This window comes from Peribacillus sp. TH27 (assembly GCF_016650915.1).
GTDB lineage: Bacteria > Bacillota > Bacilli > Bacillales > DSM-1321 > Peribacillus > Peribacillus butanolivorans.
The window spans coordinates 1-18,103 of sequence record NZ_JAEKEV010000002.1; the positions used below are offsets into that span (position 1 = coordinate 1).

Here is an 18,103-nt window from a genome sequence, read left to right on the forward strand (position 1 = left end):
TTGTTAGACAACATCTAACAATTGGAGGTGCAGTTTTTTTGACTAAATATACGATAGACGAAAAATTACATGCAGTTTTAGAGTACTTGGAAGGGAAAAAATCCTATAAATCCATCGCACAAGAAAGAAATGTAGGTTTATCCCCTCTGAAGAGATGGGTCGCTCGCTATCTAGAACATGGGATGGAAGGAATTGCTTCATCCTATACAAATTACACTCTGCCCTTTAAACTAGAGGTACTTAATTATATGAACGAATATGGGGCATCGATCAGCGAGACCGCTGTACACTATAATCTTCCTTCCGATTCTACACTTTTGAAATGGTCAAATCAGTTGAAGGAAGGAGGTATAGACGCCCTTAAACCAAAGAAAAAGGGGCGTCTATCCATGAAAAAAGAAACCAAAAAAACATCACCAGCTAAAGGCTCTCAAGAAGCACTTCTTGCCGAATTAGAATACTTACGTGCAGAGAATGCCTATCTAAAAAAGTTGAATGCCTTAGTTCAAGAAAAGGAAGCCCTACAAAGAAAGACAAAGCGAAAGTAGTCCATGAACTAAGGAAACAATTTGATTTAAATCTGCTTCTATCCATTTCTAACATGGCACGGAGTACATACTATTATTGGGTAAACGCCTTCGGGCGTGAGGATAAATATACAGAAATGAAATCCCTTATCGAAGAGATTTTCCATACGCATAAAGGGCGCTATGGGTATCGGCGTATCACCCTAGAATTACGTAACAGAGGTGCTCGCATCAATCATAAAACAGTTCTCCGATTGATGAATGAACTAGGATTGAAGTCTTTAGTTCGCATGAAGAAATACCGTTCGTACAAAGGGAAAATCGGCAAGATTGCACCCAACATTCTAGCACGTGATTTCAAGGCAACAAACTCAAATGAAAAATGGGTGACAGACGTCACAGAATTCCATCTAGCTGGGGAGAAACTATACTTATCGGCCATTCTTGATCTGTTTAATGGAGAAATCATCGCCTATAATGTCGAATCTCGGCCTGTTTATCCCCTCGTTTCCAAAATGCTGGAGAAAGCCTTTGACCGCTTGGAATCGAAAGATTCACCCATTCTTCATTCAGATCAGGGCTGGCATTACCAGATGAAACAATATTCGCATGATTTGAAAAGACATAACATTACACAAAGCATGTCCCGTAAAGGAAATTGTCTCGATAATGCGGTCATAGAAAACTTCTTTGGCCTATTAAAATCAGAGTTACTTTATCTTCAAGAATTTGAAAGCATGGAGCATTTCAAACAAGAATTAGAAGAATATATCCATTACTACAATCATCAACGAATCAAGGTAAAATTAAAAGGCATGAGCCCGGTAGAATTCCGGGTTCATGCCCTCAAGGCTGCCTAATTAAATAAAGTGTCTAACTTTTTGGGTTCACTTCACGATCAGCTCTTTTCTTATGGGGCTAACGGGGCAGTTTAGTTTAATGAGACTTTTAGAATTAAACTATCAGTTGAAACCTTTTTAGGAAAAATCACGTATACAGATTTAGGAAAATGTTTTTTAGCATAGGAGAAACAGGTTATGTTTATAGGGGATATTATATTTTAAGTTATTGTTTTCGGAGGTATAATTTTAGGTGTTTTAGGTTATTTATATTTTAAGAGGACCAAGAAAAGCTAATTAAATTTCTAATTCAAGTAACGGGTACTTTACTTCATTATCAGGAGCTGATCAGCGACTCCTTTTCTTGTGGAACTATCGGGGCAGGTTAGCTCAATAAGAAAAGTGGAAGGTAAATCCAATTAATAGTATAGTCATATGTACTAGATCCTTTTTGTGGTCTATTTCTTGATCGAAGAAAAATTCCGTTGAGGGGTATTGTACCAAATAATTTACATTGCTTCTATTTTTCGAGAAAATAAAGGTACAATTAACTTATATAGTTTATTGATGATAAAAGATAATGAGGTAGGAAAAAAATGATTGCAAAAACAGAAGAAGATTTTAATGGTTTGAAGGGAATTGGCAAAATTATTGCCTCCATTAGAGATGAATTGGTTCAAAGAACAATTCCTGGCATAACGACCAAAGAACTTGATGATATAGCCGGAGAACTTTTAGAAAAAGCAGGTGCAGTTTCAGCTCCAAAAGGTGAATATGATTTTCCTGGCTATACTTGCATTAGTCTTAATGAAGAAGTGGCACATGGTATTCCGGGTCATCGGGTTATTCATGAAGGGGATCTAGTAAATATAGATGTATCTGCTTCAAAGAACGGTTATTTCGCAGATACAGGAATCTCATTTGTAGTAGGAGAAGGAGAAGAAGTATTAACGAAAATATGCGACGTTGCTAAAAAGGCATTTGAAGCAGGTCTTAAGAAAGCAAAACCCGGTTCCAAAAAAAGTAGAATCGGAAAAGCAGTATTCGAAACAGCGAGACAGCATGGATTCACTGTTATCAAAAACCTCACAGGACATGGTGTTGGACGTAGAATACACGAAGCACCTGACCATATTTGTAATTATAATGATCCATGGGATAATGAAATATTAAAGGAAGGGATGGTTATCGCATTCGAACCATTTATCTCAACCTTTGAAGAAGAAGTATTCCAAAAAGAAGACGGTTGGACCTATGCTACAGAAAAAAGCTATGTAGCACAATTGGAACATACGATTATCCTTACTAAAAATGGTCCGATTATTGTCACACTTTAATTCAAGCATAGACGGAAAAGACTCGTATAAATATAAGTAGTTCGCTTACCGTGTAGGAAACTTAAATGGAGTAACAAATAAATTCGTAACACTTTTAAAAAATGTTACTCGCATCTAAAAAAAGAAGGATTCGATTGGTGTATCCCACATCAACCCACTTAAATAAGGGAGTTGCTTTGGCAGTCTTTTTTGTATGAAAACACTTTAGTGAAAGGCCATACTTAAATAAGCCCACCATATTCTAATTTTTTTGAAGGACGTAAATGTACTATGTCGTTATTTTAACTGGTTATGCAGTTTGTTGTTCAGATGGATCGATTGTATAGCCTTTCTTTTTTAGGTATTCGATCATTTTTAATTCTTTGTTATTTTGTTTTTCTTCAAGATAATTTGAGCCTAGTTCTTGATAGGGTTCCCCTGTTTTTAAGATGTTGTAAGCAATCGTTAGTAGTAAATGAGCAGAAGCGATTCGTCCCTTCATTTTTCCCTGCCGTTTGGTAATCCTTTTTCGATGTGAAGCAATTCGATTATTTTGTCTTGATGTCGCTAGTACACATTCTACAGCCATCATTTTCAAAGCTTTGTTACCTTGTGTGGTTTTACTCGTTTTTTTTTACCAGCACTTTCGTAATTTCCAGGACTCACACCAGCCCAAGAGGCAAGATGTTTAGCTGACTTAAATACGGACATATCCACGCCCATCTCTGCAATAAAAGTAGCTGCGGCAGCTTTGTTCACACCAGGTATTCCATCCAATAATTCTACTTCCTTACGATAGGGGGACAGGAGTTGATCGATTTGTTTTTCCAATTCTTCTATGGCTTTTTCTAAATAACTCATATGCTCCCAATGGTAACGCAACATATCACGATGATGACGGCGAATACGTCCATTAATTGCACTGGCAATGTCCGTAATACTAGCTTTTGTTCGCCAATCCACCATTTTTCGAAGACCATCGGTCTCTATTTTTTCACCGTTTAGAATCGCTTCAAGGATACGGCGTCCCGATACACCAAAAATGTCTGATAGTACGGATGTTAGCTTGATATTAGCATCTTGAAGAATTTTGTGAATGCGATTCTGCTCGGATGTACGATGATGAATCAATTTTTTTCGATAACGAGTAAGATCCCGTAAATCACGAATATCCTCCGGTGGAACAAAATTGCTTTCAATAAGTCCGCATCTTAGAAGCTTGGCAAGCCATTCGGCATCTTTCACATCAGTTTTACGCCCTGGAACATTTTTGACATGCCTGGCATTGGCAAGAACAAGGTGAAAAGAATCTTCGAGAATATTCCATATTGGTTTCCAGTAGACTCCGGTACTTTCCATCACAACATCGGATACCTGAAGGGTAGTTAACCAATCACTTAAAGCCAAGAGTCCCGTTGTTGTAGTTGAAAACGTTTCAATAGAGGTTTTTGGCTTTTTATCTAATGGACCAAATAATACACAGGCTACTACTGTTTCTTGGTGTACATCTAGGCCAGCACACCGTTCAATCATTGCTTCCATAGGAGAATCACCTCAATAAAAGATTAACAATACATATGACAGGAGATTTGTTACAAAAATTTTTGTATACGTACTTGTAATACACTAAATGGTTCTTCAATACTGTCACAACCAGTTTCTTATACAGGGTATCTTCCTTAAGATCCACCAAAAAAAGTTCAGCCTGGTTGTATTGTTATCATCCATTATCGTCAAGGAGTTAAAGGGTTAGACTCTATTTTGAGTATAGATTTTCGTAGTAGATGGTGGCGGCGAGGAGCGCCGCCATAGGAGTTTCTTATGGAGCTAAAGGGGCAGGTTAGTTCAACAAAAAGTCATTAAAAAAGAGTAATGTTATACTTTTGATAAGGGGGAAATTAAATGATATTGGAAGCTGTTATGCTACAAGTTAAGGAAGGTATGGAAGCAGAATATGAAGAAGCATTTCGTGGGGCATCAGAAATTATTTCTTCAATGAAAGGGTACATATCTCACGAATTACAGCGTTGTATGGAAGTTGAGGGGAAATATTTACTACTGGTGCAGTGGGAAACATTAGAAGACCATACAATTGGATTTAGACAATCCAACGAGTATCAAGAATGGAAAAAGAAATTACATAATTTTTATGACCCATTTCCAACAGTTGAACATTTTGAGAAGGTTAAACTATAATAGTTGTTCTTGAACTAACAGGTGCTTAGTTTTAGAACAAGAGTTGCTACGACAACTTTTTTATGGACGAACGGATGATTATTAAATAAAGAGAGTTATTACCCTCTTTATTTAATATCCTTTAAGAATTCTTCTAAGGAATCATTTAATACAGATGGTTCCCATTCACCCATGCCGTGTTCAGCAGTCAGAACAGGATAATTTTTATTATGTATATCCACAAATATTGGGTCTCCTAAATCTTCATCGTAACCTATAACAAACCAACTTTCTTTCCAATCGCCTTCGTTATTGCCTACAAAGGAGTTACCTTCCTCATCTTCTCTATATCCTAGTTGTCCTTCTTCAAATTCATCTTTGGAAAACAGATGAAAAGAAACGGAGATCGTTTCCTCTTCTACACCCTCAAAATTTATTTCAATCTCATTAGTTTTGAGTGCTTCAAATCTGCTAAAATCTTCTCTAAATCTTGATTTAACAATTTCCTTACCTCCCTTTTGACACATTGTCTATTTTAATTATATCTTTTTTCTTCAACTAACAGGTGCTTTACTTCAATAAGGGAGTTGCTTTGGCACCTTTTTTTCTTATGGGACAAAAAGGGCATGTAAGTTTATCAAGCTATGTAGACACCAAAATTAATATGTAATGGAAAAAGGGATTTTTGACGGTTATGTGAACAGGTAGGATTAGCAACTAGACATAGAGAATACCTATTATCAAAAGGGGGCTTCTTTAATGGAAAAAGAAAACTTACTACCTGTAAAATGTTCGGCGTGCAAAAAAGAATTGGACGCAATTGACTTGGTCATAATCAATGAATCACTTCAGCTGACGCATATTCAATGCCCGAATAAAGGAGAAATAGCAATTATTGATGTAGGATATTTTAATGCTGTATCCCGAAAATACCTGACCTGTACTCATGAAAAAGCCCTATTAAGTAGGGGCATGTAAATCTTTCTTTTGCAATTGCATTGTGGCAGATTATGTACTGATTGTGTTTTCTTACACTAACAGTGCTTTACTTCAATAACAAGGGTTGCTGCGGCAACCTTTTTTTCTTGTGGAACTAAAGGGCCAGGATACTTGAAGAGTGTTGTTTGACCTTTATTCAACAATTGAGTCAGATTGTTGGACATTTTTTAAAATTCGCACTAAGTCTATCGGCGAAAAAATAAACATCTACACTTAGATTCATTACGGAGAACCATATCATTAATAACGGAGCGATCTTAACCATATCAGGCAAGATTGGCTTTTTATTTATTTAGGGTAGTACATTCATAGTGCAATAAAAAAGATCTTAAGGCTATAGCCGCAAATTCCTGCATATAATTTTATATTGATAAAAAGGAAGGTGGGCTGAATATGGACATGTATGATCTCAGAAAAGCGATCCATTACTATCAAACAAAAATACAAGAAACGAATGATCCTTATTATTGGTTCTTTCTGGCTGATGCGCAGGTAAGAGTGGGATTAACAGACGAATCACTGCAAACAATTGATAACGCCTTGTCGTTCCCAAATCCGTATCCTTCAAAGCAAGAGCTACTGGAAATGAAGGTGAAGCTCCAGCATTTTCTTTCAAGAGAAATAAATCAGAACAACCCTTCAATTGTAACTGAAAAGCGGGTAGATATTGACAGAGACGGTATAATTGATAATGTCCTTCTTACAGCAAATAAAACTCCTGATAGTCCACTATGGCAAAATATAACTCTTGTCATCCAAAATGGGCGAACAAATCACTATCAGCAATTCCCCTTAAAGGATAACCTCGGATACAACCCCACACTCTTTCTTGGTGATTTTACAGACAACAAGGTGGATGATATTTTAGTAGTCATGGAAACAGGAGGAAGCTCCGGTACGATTTATACGTATGTATTTTCTTATATTAACGGTCAAATGAGGCAGATTTTTAATTCTGATGCATTCAATGAAGATTATAAGTACAGTGTGACCTATCAAGATCAATACAAAGCGACTGTGATTAGTCATAAACTAAAAGAAAAGTACATTCTTGAACTTACTTACAAGGGAAATGAATATTTAACTGAAATTTATAATAAGAATGGTATTTTGAAGGCATCGATAGAAGGCTGGGTCAATCCTTTGTCCGGTTTATATCCGGTCGATTTTAACAGGGACGGCACATATGAGCTCGAAGCCTATCAGAGGATAGCAGGGAGGTACAATGCTGACTCACTCGGATTTGTACAGACCGTATTGAAATGGAAAGGGCATGTGTTTGGTCCTGACCGGCAGAATGTGGCAATCTTTGGCGGGGAAATATAGCAGCTGGAATCATTATTTTGGGTATCTAAAGAAACTTCTTCATGTGTACGAGATTAATAGGCGATATTTCATCGCAATTTGAATTTCGGTCTACAATATCTGAATTTGATTTCGAGTCAGAACGATCTGCATATCGAATTTGTGAAATTACAAATGTATCAAGAGCTTCATGTATAGTTAAAAATTAGGAGGAGTTAGAAATGACAAACCGTAACAATGAAGCTTCACCACTTTATTATTCTAGAGTCGCAGGGTTCGGGCTTTTACTTATGGCTATCCTTGCTATATTTTCTAACTTTTCTGTTTTTAATGGTCTTATTATATCGGATGATGCAGCAACAACTGCTAATAACATCATAACTAATGAGATGTTATTTAGAAGTGGATTTATAAGCTTTGTCATCGTGCTTATTCTTGATGTGCTGTTAGCATGGGCACTGTATGTTCTACTCAAACCCGTTAATAAGAATCTTGCGATGCTCGCCGCGTGGTTTAGGTTGGTATACACCGCCATTTTTGGTATAGCTTTGCATAATTTTTTGAATGTTTTACAACTTCTAAGTGGTACTGAATATTTGACGGTATTCACAACAGATCAGTTACAAGCTCAGGTGATGTTACTAGTCAATGCTTTTAACAATGGATGGATTATTGGATTAGTATTTTTTGGATCTCATTTGTTTGTCGTTGGTTATTTAATAATCAAGTCAGGAGGCTACATACCAAGAATGATTGGGTTCTTCTTGGTCATTGCATCTGCTGGATATTTAATAGATAGTTTTGCACATTTTCTTCTACCCAACTACACCGACTACAAAACGATATTCTTACTGGTTGTAGCCGTACCCGGTGTGATTGGAGAGCTTTCATTAGCATTCTGGCTTTTGATTAAGGGTGTAAAGGTTCAACAGAGGCGATAGATATCCCAAAAAAGGAGGGCTATCTATTGCTGTTGTTGAGCAAGAATTTGCTTTTATAGCTGACGACTTCGGAGATTGCAACAATCCTGCCCCGATAGTTGATAAAAGAAAAAGCTGCGTTAAAGGCACCTCGGATCTTAAACTAACGCATCGTTAAGTTTAATACAAGAAATGAGATAGAATACAGAAGGAAAACCTCACTCCTTGTTATCCCTCCAGTATCCTTTTGGAAGGATTTTTCTCTGTTACACAAAACCGTTAATCAGGCTAAATCTAGGAAAGTTTCTTTTCTCTTTAATAAAGCGTAAATCCAATGAAGCAACTTATTAATACAGGCAACGATTGACACTTTGGCAGTGGAAATGAGTTTGGATTCCTTATATGTCCCACTCCTGCTAACGTCTTGAACATCATGTATCCGATTATACAAGTGAACCATCTCGTGCATTAGGGTATCCATTGTTTCGTAGATATCCAAGTCAAGAAATTCTGGTGTTAAGTTAATTTCAAACATCTTATGTACAAACGGCAACATTGTAGGTAATAACTTATAAAATAACCGAACTGGAACTTATTATTCACTTTGTTTTTTACCCGAATTACCTGACAGATTCATGTTACTATCGTTTTTAATTCGGGGTATATTTCTTCTTTCTGATCTCATACTAAAGATAAGAAGGAGGGGTATCCATGGCAAAACGAACAAAGAAAAATGATGCAGACCAAAAGAACAAACAAGGATTTGATTCAAGCAAAACTGATTCAGAATTCTCTCAAGAATTTGGCAGTGCAAACGCTAATCAAGCACATAAAAATAAAGCAAAAAAAGAAAAGGCTTCTAAAAATCAAGGTGAGTGGAAAGGCATGCATTAATTAATACTTGCCAGACTCGACTTATGATAAGTGATACCTGCACCGAGTACAAAGGGTGGAGGCTTATCATGCTTCAAACTGTTTACTGAACTTTATGTATAGGAGCTTATTTAGATGACTCAATCTAAGCGACAACAAGAACGCCAATGGAAAGATCGTAAGCAATCGCAGAATCCAACTGGTAAGGTCAGATCATTTGAACAATTAACTGAAGATATGGGCAAAAATGAATCTGAAACTAAGTAAAACTGTTTAAGAATGAGAGGCTATCCCAAAGGTCAGAGCCCCACATAATAGTGAGGTCACTCCCTTGGGGTACCCTCTCTTTGTCGTTAAAACGTTAGTCATGCTATTCCATTAAAGGGCCATTTAATGGAGCAACGAAAAAAGCCTAATTTCTATAAAAGAACTGGCAATGACAAAAATGGTAAAGACATAAACGTTTACGTTGAGCATGAATCTTATAAAGGTGATCTTAAACCAAAATTCACTAAATAAAAAACGTTAAAAAAGATTAGCATCTAGTCAAAAAGGGAATGGGTTTCTCCGTTCCCTTTTTGTTTTCCTTTAACAAGAAAAGAAATAATTAGTAATTCCTGGACAACTGAACTTTTTCCTCCGACAATGGTATCCCCAATTTCAAATTTTTAAAACTATAGTGTTTATAGGTGAACGATTATTCAGCAAGGCCATTGTTAATGTCTTATAATTACATTAACAGTATTTAATTTAAATCATTAATGGAGGTTTTGAAATGGATTTATTCATGGAACGAGCAGTAGAACTAGCGGTAGAAAATGTTCGTGAGGGTGGACAACCTTTTGGTGCAGTACTTGTGAAAAATAACAACGTTGTAGCTGAAGGTGTTAATGAGCTGCACAAAACTTATGATGTTAGTGGACATGCGGAATTACTGGCTATCCGGCGCGCGCAAGAGCAATTACAAACGAATGATCTATCAGGTTATACAATGTATGCAAGTGGGGAGCCTTGTCCGATGTGTCTAACGGCAATGTACTTTGCTGGAATCGAAAAGGTTTTTTATTGTGCTTCAGTTGAGAATGCGGTTGAAGTGGGATTAGGGAAATCTAAAATTATATATGAGGATTTACAAAAAACAAAAGCAGAACGCTCACTTTCGATGATACAAATGCCATTAAATGAAGGGCAAAAAAATCCAATGAAGCTTTGGAAGGAGAGAACGTAGTCTTGGGAAACTGTGGGTATAATGATTCAGGAAACAAGTTTATATAAGTTTATTGATCTTCAGCAAACGGGCGCATTTCTGTAGTAACGATAAAAGTCCAATTTCTCAATTTTAATGCTGAGAAATTGGACTTTTAATATTTACTTATAGTGCAAAAGAAAACCTAAAATGACATATTTGTTTATTTATTCTTGTTTCATGTCTAGACGTTAGTCTGTAATTATTAGTATAAAACACTTAAGACTTTTAGACAAAGGGTGATACATATTGTTAATTGGTTATGCGAGGGTTTCAACTACTGTTCAGGATTTAGAAAGGCAATTGGAAATATTAGAAAAGGAAGGGTGGGAAAAGCTTTTTGTTGAAAAAGTAACCGGGACAAGTACAAAACAAAGAGCCCAACTTTTATGAAGCTATTGAATTTGCACGAGAAGGAGATACTTTAGTAGTAACTGAAATAGATCGTTTAGCTCATTCTATTATGGACTTAAATAAGATAGTTCATGAATTAGCTGAAAAAGGGGTTAATGTAAGATTTGTAAAAGAGGATATGAAATTTGATGGTTCAAACGAAGGAAATAGCTTACAAACACTGCTTTTTAATATTTAAGGTTCATTCGCACAATTTGAACGTGATTTGATTGTAGAAAGAACTACAGAAGGCCGGGAGAGAGCAAAAAGGTAAGGGAAGCATATGGGAAGAGCAGGACAAGATGAAAAGACTTTAAAACGAGCTATTCAGCTATATAATGAACGTGAAACAAACGGAATGAGTGTGAATGACATTGTAAAAGCTACAGGAGTTCCACGTTCCACGTTATATGCAAAAATTAAATAAAATAGATTTGGTGAATGGACTGATAATCTGGTTTATTACATCAATTCGAAATAGAAAATTCTTAAACTGACTAGTGCGTTAGTTGAGATCCGGGGCTGACATTTGGTGGCCTTTTTTCTTAATGAACAAACGGGGCAGGTTAGTTCATTAAGAAAAGTAATTCTTGAGGTATAAAGTATGATTTTTGGAATGAAGAACAAGAGGATGTAACCGAAAAGAAATTGACAAAAACTTTTATTTAAAGAGTAGTAGTGGTTTCAAATGATCTTAAAGTTGCCGATATTTCTATTACTAGGCCCTGTTGGTTTTTACGGTAATTAAAAATAAAAGCAGACGGTACATCGAGAATCTTATAGAGATTCTATTGACCATCTACTTTTAAATGAACGTAAAATTGTTGAGGCATTTCAAATTTGCAATAATATTACCAGCTATTTTTCAAAACAATTTTTCCTATCGCCTTGCCTGACTCCATGTACTCATGGGCTTTTGAGACTTCATCAAACGTAAAAATGTTTGAATCCAAAAGCGGACGCAGTTTCCCTTCCTCAACCATCCTAGCAACCTTCATCAAAATTTCTCCATAATGTTTATGCATGTCCTTGTTTAATATCTTCAACAACATAAAGGTAACATGAAGAGAAAGTCCCTTTGAATGCACGGGGGAGAGGTCATGAGTCGAACGAGTAGCAATGGCTGTTACCGTTCCATGTACCGCTGCTGCCTCAAAAGAGCGATCAAGGTTTTCACCCCCTACCGTGTCAAACACGACGTCAAATCCTTTTCCGTTTGTATATTTTTGTACATAGTCATGAACGTTTTCTTCTCGATAATTAATAGTTATATCAGCACCAAGGCGCGTGCCAATCTCCAGTTTCTCTTGCGAAGAGGCAGTTGTATAGACTGTTGCTCCTCCCCGTTTGGCTAGTTGAATGGCGATGTGTCCTACACCTCCGGTGGCCCCATGGATCAATATATTTTGTCCAGGTATAAGCCTTGCACGATTAAATAATGCTTCCCAAGCGGTGATGGAAACTAATGGTAAAGCTGCGGCTTCTTCCATCGTCAAATTTTTCGGCTTATGAGCAAGTAAATCGGCATCTGCAAGCATAAACTCTGCAAGTGCACCGCCAGTGCCTCTAAATCCACCCGCGCATCCAAACACTTCATCGCCAATTTTAAACGAGGTTACTCCTTCACCCACTGCAGATACCAACCCTGACACATCTCCGTGTAATACTGCTGGAAACTCGGGTGCAACGGCTGGAACTGCACCAGCACGAACTTTCGTATCAATAGGATTTACACTTGTAGCCTTTACTTGAATAAGTACATGTCCAGGTTTCAGTTCAGGTTTTGAAATCTCTTTATATTGAAATACGGATGGTTCACCAAAAGATTGAATAATTTGTGATTTCATTTTAGTCACTCCTTTTTTTTTGCCTAAAAATAGGAAAATGTCTCATTACCTATTCATGGTCAGGATGATTGGTATGTGCTAAGAATAAAGCTAATATATCCTACTTTTACTTTCCCTTTGACCTTTATGATCCAAGCTTCTTCTCTAATCTATGTCTAGGTGATTTATTAAATCGTAAATTACCTGTTAAAAGAAACCGGATGGTTCCCATGGTAAATGGAGGGGATCACAGTAGACCAAATTTAACAGAAACAGCTCCAGATGCCTATAAAATGGTAAATAATATCCCCGAAAACAATCCCAATTTCTTACCCTCCCTTCGAAACGATCATAAAAATGATTCCTTCATGTGTTATGAGATGATCTGGTTCCAATCCACTGCTGTGCTAGTTAGTGACATTCTCATCGGATTTTTTTACAAAACATCTTTAATGGTGAATAGTCCAAAAAGAGAGAATATTTAGTCTTCACTTGTAAAATCAATGATACTTTAAATATTATAAATTTAAAAGTACGCACAATTTTGTGGAATAGGATAAAATTTGTAATATAGTATACAATTTGATACTTAAAAAAATTGGGGCGTTACTATGAAGGACTTTAAAACAGAAAAGTGTCCTGATACCGCAAACTTGCCCTGTTGCAATTACAGTAGATGTGATAGGCGGCAAATGGAAAGGGATCATATTATATAACTTAATTTCCGGACCTAAACGTTTTAACGAGTTAGGGAAACTTATGCCCTATACCACAAAACGTATGTTAACATAACAACTTCGGGAATTGGAACAAGATGGTATGGTATATCGCGAAATATATCGAGAGATTCCTCCAAAAGTCGAATATGCTCTTACTGCTTTTGGAGAAACATTAAAACCTATTATCTACCTCATGCGAGATTGGGGAGATAGGTACGAAAATGAGATTTTAATGAAACGAAAGACCTCAGAAAATTTGTAGCATCAATAGGGTCTCGCCGACAGATGATGTACGTTCTATTGCTGTAGTTCATTCTGAAGGAGGAACAGCCGAAGGGACATTTTGCTTTCCTTTCCGTGATAAAAAATCATTTTTTGACTAACGGGTGCTAATTTAGTTAAAAAAGACCATCTTTTTTGGGGGTAAAAAAATCTCCAAATTTTTACTCCACTTAAGGTTGCGAAAAATGTACTTAAACTAACAAGTGCGGAAGCTAAAGATCGGAGCTGTCTTTAAGGCAGCTTTTTTGTATGAAAATATATTCGTTAAAGGCCATACAAAATAAGCCCCATATTCTAATTTTTTGAAGGACGTAAATGTACCATGTCGTTATATTAACTGGTTATGCAGTTTGTTGTTCAGATGGAGCGATTGTATAGCCTTTCTTTTTTAGGTATTCGATCATTTTTAATTCTTTGTTATTTTGTTTTTCTTCAAGGTAATTTGAACCTAGTTCATGATAGGGTTCTCCTGTTTTTAAGATGTTGTAAGCAATCGTTAATAGTAAATGAGCAGAAGCGATTCGTCCCTTCATTTTTCCCTGCCGTTTGGTAATCCTTTTTCGATGTGAAGCAATTCGATTATTTTGCCTTGATGTCGCTAGTACACACTCTACAGCCAACGTTTTCAAAGCTTTGTTACCTAAGGAATTATTATTAACGAAAAGGGATCTGACTGTTACAGGAGAAGCAGAAAAAATGCAAGGGGGAGCTGCGGCTTTTGACAAGCTTATAGATGGAGATCTAAGCGAGGGTTCATTGGCCGAATTGAAATGGGGCATAACATCTGAAGAAGGAATTTCACTACCTTTAAGTCTAGAGTTTAACTTTAATAAGCCACAAGAAATTACTAGATTCGAAGTTTTTAACCGTCCACAATACACTAATGGTAAAATCAAGAAGTTAAGTGCCAAAGCATATGATGAAGCTGGAAAAGTTTATGATTTAGGTACTAAAGAGGTTACTAATGAGGATAAATCTGTAACATTCAATATCGTTGAAGCTAAGACACAAGTACCAAGTGGTACTAAGCTTGCTAAGGTAGGTATTGTTTTTGAGGAATCACATAGCGGTCCTCTTATGTTATCTGTTGCAGAAGTTCAATTTACAGCTAAGAATAGTGCTTATGTGGAATAATGGCATTAGAATCCAAAATAAAAAAGAGACCGAGGCAATAAGCAAAGAGCGGCACCTAAAATGATACAGATAAAAGATATTAAATAAATAATAATGTGTACCAGCCACTTCTCTAAGCTTTAAGGGGGTGGCTATTTTTAATTAATTAGTTAGTATGCAAAGTCAAATACACTAATTACACTTTCGGCCAGCGGAAACGCTCCAGCAAGCATAATACCGATATATCCGGCAATTTCTAACCCTCTAAACTGATCTTATGTATCCGCAATTATCGGATCCCCAGCCCTCCACACACCGTCCAAAAAAAACGTAAAATATTCTACATTTGAAAAAAAACTAGCCGTTCTTTAATAATACTTCTGCGATACCGAACAAGCTCACGCAATTCTCGCTGATTTCTATCAGGGATAAAGCTTGCCTTCAACAGCCCATGACGAAGAAGTTGAGCAATCCACTCAGCATCCTGACATCTGTTTTTCGACTAGGGACTGCTTTCATATGTTGTGGTTTAACAACTAAAAATTACATTTCTTCAGCCTCAATTAAGTTCACGATAGGCTTCTAAAACACACCTGTGCTTTCCATAGCGACGTTAGTGCAACCAGGTGATTTAATCCAATCCATCAGTTGAATTAAAAACACCGTTTTTGTAGAAAATGTTTGAATCTCCTTTCCTTCAGGGGTCATAATGCAGGCGGTAATGTTGTTTTATGCACATCCATTCCGCATACTCGTTCACTGATAACTTCCATTAAAACCATCCTTCCTATGGCGAAAAATTAGAGGCTGGTGCAAAAACCAGAAAGAATAGGATTAATCTACCATGAGTGCTTCCCGTAAGGGAGCGACAGTCTGTGATGCACCGAGGTCGTTGGAGTCAGACTAACGGATGGGCTCTAATGGCACCATAGTTCATCGACCTTCCTCACCCAGCCATAGAATCAGTATAAATCCTCCGCTAAGAGTTTAGAACCACTTACTCCTTTCAAATATTTTAAACTTCCTTCACTTGACCAATCGATGTTTTGTATATACTTAAATTCTTAGAATTTTAGTAGTGTTCAATTGATTAGATGAAAAGTTATAGTTTTCTGAAATAATAGTGTTCCCAGCCAGGGCAAGGGCATTTAGGGAAACTATATGAGTTAATCTAAATTGTTTATAATTATCCCACTGTTTAGGTGATATTTTTTTATTTAATTAAAGAAATAGAGTGAAATATATAAAATTTTTTCTTTGGATAATTCAGCTAAATATGATTTTATCGTCCATAATTTTAAAAACCTTATTAATGTAGCTCTTTTGTGATTTTTGTGCAAAACGGGCGCTTAATTGAATAAGGATCACAGAAATGATCAATCTTTTTTTATAAAGTTACAATTGTTAAGAAAAGAACCACGAATAAATATTTGACTATTTTGAAAATTCGTGATAATATTTACGCATAAAAGAATGAATCGGCAATGGCGCCTGTTTCAATAGCTAATAACGAGCTATTGGGCAGGCGTCTTTTGCATTTTTCAGGGGGGATAATATGAATAATAGAACCAAATTAAAAGCTTTATTTGGCATGATCGTTATTTGCTTGTTTTTGTATGCTCCCTTAGGAGCGGCTGCAAGCGGAAAAGCAGTTTCGACTCCGCAAAAAAGGGAGGGCCATTGTATTCAAGTGTTGGATAAAGGGAAATGGGCTCCTGACACCTATAAGTCTGTTCAAAACCTAATTGATAAGCATGGTGCTGGAAGTACAGGATACGATCCAAAGCGAAAACCTTATGTTGTTTTTGATTGGGATCATACGAGCATCATGAATGATACGGAGGAGGCCCTCTTTCTTTATCAAATCGATCACTTGGCATATAACATGCAACCGGATGAGTTTTATGAAGTAATCAAAAAGAATGTGCCGAATGGACCCTTTTCACACGAGTTTAAAAACCTTCAAGGAGATGCGGTCACTCTCAAGGAAATTGCCGAGGATCTGAAGCGCGATTACGAATTTCTTTATTCCAACTATAATGGGATGAATGGAACAGAGCGGTTAGAAACGCTTCATTCAACTGATCAATTTAAAGATTTTAAAGCGAAAATGTACTTTCTTTATGAAGCCATTGGGGAAACATACGGTGTTGAAATCGGATATCCATGGGTGCTTTATTTATTTGCCAACATGTCGACCGAAGAAGTTCAGCAGCTTGCAGAGGCTTCAAATGATTATAATTTAGGGGCGGAAATGGCATCGGTGACGCTTATAAGTCCTGAGGCCATGTTAGGAAAAGCCGGTACTGTTCAAGTTACCTATACAACAGGACTGCGTCTGGCCTCGGAAATCGCAAACTTAATGCATACTTTTATGGAGAATGGGATTGACGTTTATGTTATTTCGGCTTCGATGGAAGAGGTGGTGGAGGTATTTTCGTCAAATCCAAAATACGGCTACAACCTTCCTAAGGAAAATGTCTTTGGGATGAGATTAAAAAAGAAGGAAGGAATTACTCAAGCAGAATATGAAGACAATTGGCCGATCACTGCTCGAGAAGGTAAGGTGGAAGTGATCAAACACGCCATCTCCAAAACGCGGGGCGGATACGGTCCGATATTCGTAGCGGGAGACAGCAACACAGATTATGAAATGCTGACAATTAAGAGTTTGAAACTCGGTTTAATTATCAACCGCCTCAAAACAGGTGATATCGGTAAGCTTGCGAAAACAGCTGCAGAACGGATGGGCAAAAACAACCCGAAATATGTTCTCCAAGGAAGAAATGAGAATACAGGCTTATGGATACCGACTGAATACACGATCAAGCTTGGGTCAAATGAAGAAAAATTGTTGGCGAATCCATAAAAAGATTCGTCCCAGGAGATTCAGTCACACTCGGAGTATAAAATAAAGATTGATGATGACATCTTAGACTCGCTTTTATACATTCAAGTTACCAAAACATAACCAAAATCAGTGTAAATCATGCACCCTATTCCCATTAAGCCATTTTAAATGAAGATAAATCTTCTACTCTCATTTCGTAAACATAAAGTATTTTGGGTTTTACATATTGAAGAATTAAATCAAATTCGGTAGCAAACAAAAGTATTTATATAAAAGTAATTGAAATTCAAGAAAAGGGCGCTTTCCTGTAAGAAGGATAGCGCTCATTTTGACATTTAAGGGCCATTTAATGGAATAAGACTAACAAACAAAACTGGATATTAATATTGGTGTGAGAATGTGGGGGGGCTCTATTTTTTTCAAACCTGATATTTAACGATCTACAGGAATGCTAACAGGTGCGTTCGTATTATAAGGTCGACCAGTAAAAATTACTGGTTGACCTTTTTTTAATTGAATCTATTATATCAGTAGCCAGGGTAGGACGTACGGGTGCGTGGGACTTGATCCCGTGAACTAAACTGTCCGCCCCCTATTTGTAGAAACATGTTTGAGGCTGGTTGGGACGTAGATCTCGTATAACAAGCGAAGCTATGACACTACATGGAGGACTAGGGGTACTGGTAAGTAAGTAAGTAAGTAAGTAAGTAAGTAGAGGA

The 18,103-nt window shown here is 36.9% G+C and carries 17 protein-coding genes and 4 pseudogenes; 14 read left to right on the top strand and 7 right to left on the bottom strand.

Going from position 1 to position 18,103, the window contains the following annotated elements:
* The first annotated feature begins 38 nt into the window (after positions 1-38).
* Positions 39-1,387 (top strand): IS3 family transposase gene (locus tag JFU24_RS01700; protein ID WP_201182105.1). Its coding sequence is split into 2 segments (ribosomal slippage): positions 39-483 and positions 483-1,387, totalling 1,350 coding nucleotides; the frame shifts between segments, so codons are not numbered across the junction.
* Between the two features lie 575 nt (positions 1,388-1,962).
* On the top strand, positions 1,963-2,703 hold the full coding sequence (gene map / locus JFU24_RS01705) for a type I methionyl aminopeptidase (protein ID WP_201249377.1): 741 nt from the start codon (positions 1,963-1,965) through the stop codon (positions 2,701-2,703).
* Between the two features lie 289 nt (positions 2,704-2,992).
* On the opposite strand, the gene JFU24_RS29930 is transcribed toward map, so the two are convergent.
* Together JFU24_RS29930 and JFU24_RS01710 are read right to left on the bottom strand one after the other, a co-directional pair.
* On the bottom strand, positions 2,993-3,280 hold the full coding sequence (locus tag JFU24_RS29930; RefSeq protein ID WP_242485238.1) for a hypothetical protein: 288 nt from the start codon (positions 3,278-3,280) through the stop codon (positions 2,993-2,995).
* Positions 3,277-4,224 carry an IS110 family transposase gene (locus JFU24_RS01710; RefSeq protein ID WP_242485239.1) on the bottom strand — a complete coding sequence of 316 codons (948 nt, stop codon included), beginning with the start codon at positions 4,222-4,224 and terminating at the stop codon, positions 3,277-3,279. Before JFU24_RS01710 ends, JFU24_RS29930 begins: the two co-directional genes overlap by 4 nt.
* A gap of 360 nt (positions 4,225-4,584) precedes the next feature.
* On the opposite strand from JFU24_RS01710, the gene JFU24_RS01715 reads away from it, so the two are divergent.
* On the top strand, positions 4,585-4,878 hold the full coding sequence (locus JFU24_RS01715) for an antibiotic biosynthesis monooxygenase family protein (RefSeq protein WP_089365080.1): 294 nt from the start codon (positions 4,585-4,587) through the stop codon (positions 4,876-4,878).
* A gap of 107 nt (positions 4,879-4,985) precedes the next feature.
* Here the strand turns inward: JFU24_RS01715 and JFU24_RS01720 are convergent, their stop codons facing one another.
* Positions 4,986-5,384, bottom strand: a complete 399-nt coding sequence (locus JFU24_RS01720; RefSeq protein WP_207196102.1) for a hypothetical protein — start codon at positions 5,382-5,384, stop codon at positions 4,986-4,988.
* A 232-nt stretch (positions 5,385-5,616) separates the two neighbouring features.
* Here JFU24_RS01720 and JFU24_RS01725 point away from each other — a divergent pair, with 232 nt between their 5' ends.
* The 8 genes and pseudogenes from JFU24_RS01725 to JFU24_RS01755 all read left to right on the top strand — a co-directional run bounded on the left by JFU24_RS01725 (position 5,617) and on the right by JFU24_RS01755 (position 11,020).
* Positions 5,617-5,835: a hypothetical protein gene (locus JFU24_RS01725; RefSeq protein WP_056524047.1), complete on the top strand. Its 219-nt coding sequence runs from the start codon at positions 5,617-5,619 to the stop codon at positions 5,833-5,835.
* 606 nt (positions 5,836-6,441) lie between these two features.
* Positions 6,442-7,182, top strand: coding sequence for a VCBS repeat-containing protein (locus JFU24_RS01730; RefSeq protein WP_242485413.1), 741 nt, complete (start codon positions 6,442-6,444; stop codon positions 7,180-7,182).
* A gap of 200 nt (positions 7,183-7,382) precedes the next feature.
* Positions 7,383-8,102 (top strand): DUF4386 domain-containing protein, encoded by a 720-nt coding sequence (locus JFU24_RS01735; protein ID WP_201249378.1) that lies wholly within the window; start codon positions 7,383-7,385, stop codon positions 8,100-8,102.
* A gap of 690 nt (positions 8,103-8,792) precedes the next feature.
* Positions 8,793-8,975 (top strand): hypothetical protein, encoded by a 183-nt coding sequence (locus JFU24_RS01740; RefSeq protein WP_056524041.1) that lies wholly within the window; start codon positions 8,793-8,795, stop codon positions 8,973-8,975.
* Positions 8,976-9,089: 114 nt separating this feature from the next.
* Positions 9,090-9,221, top strand: a complete 132-nt coding sequence (locus JFU24_RS29935; protein WP_242485240.1) for a DUF6254 family protein — start codon at positions 9,090-9,092, stop codon at positions 9,219-9,221.
* A 105-nt stretch (positions 9,222-9,326) separates the two neighbouring features.
* Positions 9,327-9,473: a DUF4822 domain-containing protein gene (locus JFU24_RS01745; protein ID WP_309559278.1), complete on the top strand. Its 147-nt coding sequence runs from the start codon at positions 9,327-9,329 to the stop codon at positions 9,471-9,473.
* 256 nt (positions 9,474-9,729) lie between these two features.
* On the top strand, positions 9,730-10,182 hold the full coding sequence (locus JFU24_RS01750; RefSeq protein WP_201249379.1) for a nucleoside deaminase: 453 nt from the start codon (positions 9,730-9,732) through the stop codon (positions 10,180-10,182).
* A 264-nt stretch (positions 10,183-10,446) separates the two neighbouring features.
* Positions 10,447-11,020 (top strand): annotated as a pseudogene (locus JFU24_RS01755) (recombinase family protein).
* A gap of 424 nt (positions 11,021-11,444) precedes the next feature.
* Here the strand turns inward: JFU24_RS01755 and JFU24_RS01760 are convergent.
* Positions 11,445-12,440, bottom strand: a complete 996-nt coding sequence (locus tag JFU24_RS01760) for a zinc-dependent alcohol dehydrogenase family protein (protein ID WP_201249380.1) — start codon at positions 12,438-12,440, stop codon at positions 11,445-11,447.
* A gap of 618 nt (positions 12,441-13,058) precedes the next feature.
* Between JFU24_RS01760 and JFU24_RS01765 the strand changes: the two are divergent.
* Positions 13,059-13,400: pseudogene (locus JFU24_RS01765) on the top strand (winged helix-turn-helix transcriptional regulator).
* A 361-nt stretch (positions 13,401-13,761) separates the two neighbouring features.
* Here the strand turns inward: JFU24_RS01765 and JFU24_RS01770 are convergent.
* Positions 13,762-14,049 (bottom strand): hypothetical protein, encoded by a 288-nt coding sequence (locus tag JFU24_RS01770; RefSeq protein ID WP_201249381.1) that lies wholly within the window; start codon positions 14,047-14,049, stop codon positions 13,762-13,764.
* A gap of 67 nt (positions 14,050-14,116) precedes the next feature.
* Between JFU24_RS01770 and JFU24_RS01775 the strand changes: the two genes are divergently transcribed.
* Positions 14,117-14,554, top strand: a complete 438-nt coding sequence (locus tag JFU24_RS01775; protein WP_201249382.1) for a hypothetical protein — start codon at positions 14,117-14,119, stop codon at positions 14,552-14,554.
* 188 nt (positions 14,555-14,742) lie between these two features.
* Here JFU24_RS01775 and JFU24_RS31135 read toward each other — a convergent pair.
* A pseudogene (locus tag JFU24_RS31135) lies at positions 14,743-14,886 on the bottom strand (ethanolamine utilization protein EutH); the annotation flags it as partial.
* Between the two features lie 8 nt (positions 14,887-14,894).
* Positions 14,895-15,306 (bottom strand): annotated as a pseudogene (locus tag JFU24_RS01780) (IS110 family transposase); the annotation flags it as partial.
* A gap of 782 nt (positions 15,307-16,088) precedes the next feature.
* Here JFU24_RS01780 and JFU24_RS01785 point away from each other — a divergent pair.
* On the top strand, positions 16,089-17,402 hold the full coding sequence (locus JFU24_RS01785) for a haloacid dehalogenase-like hydrolase (RefSeq protein WP_201249383.1): 1,314 nt from the start codon (positions 16,089-16,091) through the stop codon (positions 17,400-17,402).
* Positions 17,403-18,103: the final 701 nt, after the last annotated feature.

Bases quoted from the DNA above. Each gene is read 5' to 3' on its own strand.
- map (WP_201249377.1), top strand. From the start codon at position 1,963: ATGATTGCAAAAACAGAAGAAGATTTTAATGGTTTGAAGGGAATTGGC.
- JFU24_RS01710 (WP_242485239.1), bottom strand. From the start codon at position 4,224: ATGGAAGCAATGATTGAACGGTGTGCTGGCCTAGATGTACACCAAGAA.
- JFU24_RS01715 (WP_089365080.1), top strand. From the start codon at position 4,585: ATGATATTGGAAGCTGTTATGCTACAAGTTAAGGAAGGTATGGAAGCA.
- JFU24_RS01720 (WP_207196102.1), bottom strand. From the start codon at position 5,384: ATGTGTCAAAAGGGAGGTAAGGAAATTGTTAAATCAAGATTTAGAGAA.
- JFU24_RS01725 (WP_056524047.1), top strand. From the start codon at position 5,617: ATGGAAAAAGAAAACTTACTACCTGTAAAATGTTCGGCGTGCAAAAAA.
- JFU24_RS01730 (WP_242485413.1), top strand. From the start codon at position 6,442: ATGAAGGTGAAGCTCCAGCATTTTCTTTCAAGAGAAATAAATCAGAAC.
- JFU24_RS01735 (WP_201249378.1), top strand. From the start codon at position 7,383: ATGACAAACCGTAACAATGAAGCTTCACCACTTTATTATTCTAGAGTC.
- JFU24_RS01740 (WP_056524041.1), top strand. From the start codon at position 8,793: ATGGCAAAACGAACAAAGAAAAATGATGCAGACCAAAAGAACAAACAA.
- JFU24_RS29935 (WP_242485240.1), top strand. From the start codon at position 9,090: ATGACTCAATCTAAGCGACAACAAGAACGCCAATGGAAAGATCGTAAG.
- JFU24_RS01750 (WP_201249379.1), top strand. From the start codon at position 9,730: ATGGATTTATTCATGGAACGAGCAGTAGAACTAGCGGTAGAAAATGTT.
- JFU24_RS01760 (WP_201249380.1), bottom strand. From the start codon at position 12,440: ATGAAATCACAAATTATTCAATCTTTTGGTGAACCATCCGTATTTCAA.
- JFU24_RS01775 (WP_201249382.1), top strand. From the start codon at position 14,117: ATGCAAGGGGGAGCTGCGGCTTTTGACAAGCTTATAGATGGAGATCTA.
- JFU24_RS01785 (WP_201249383.1), top strand. From the start codon at position 16,089: ATGAATAATAGAACCAAATTAAAAGCTTTATTTGGCATGATCGTTATT.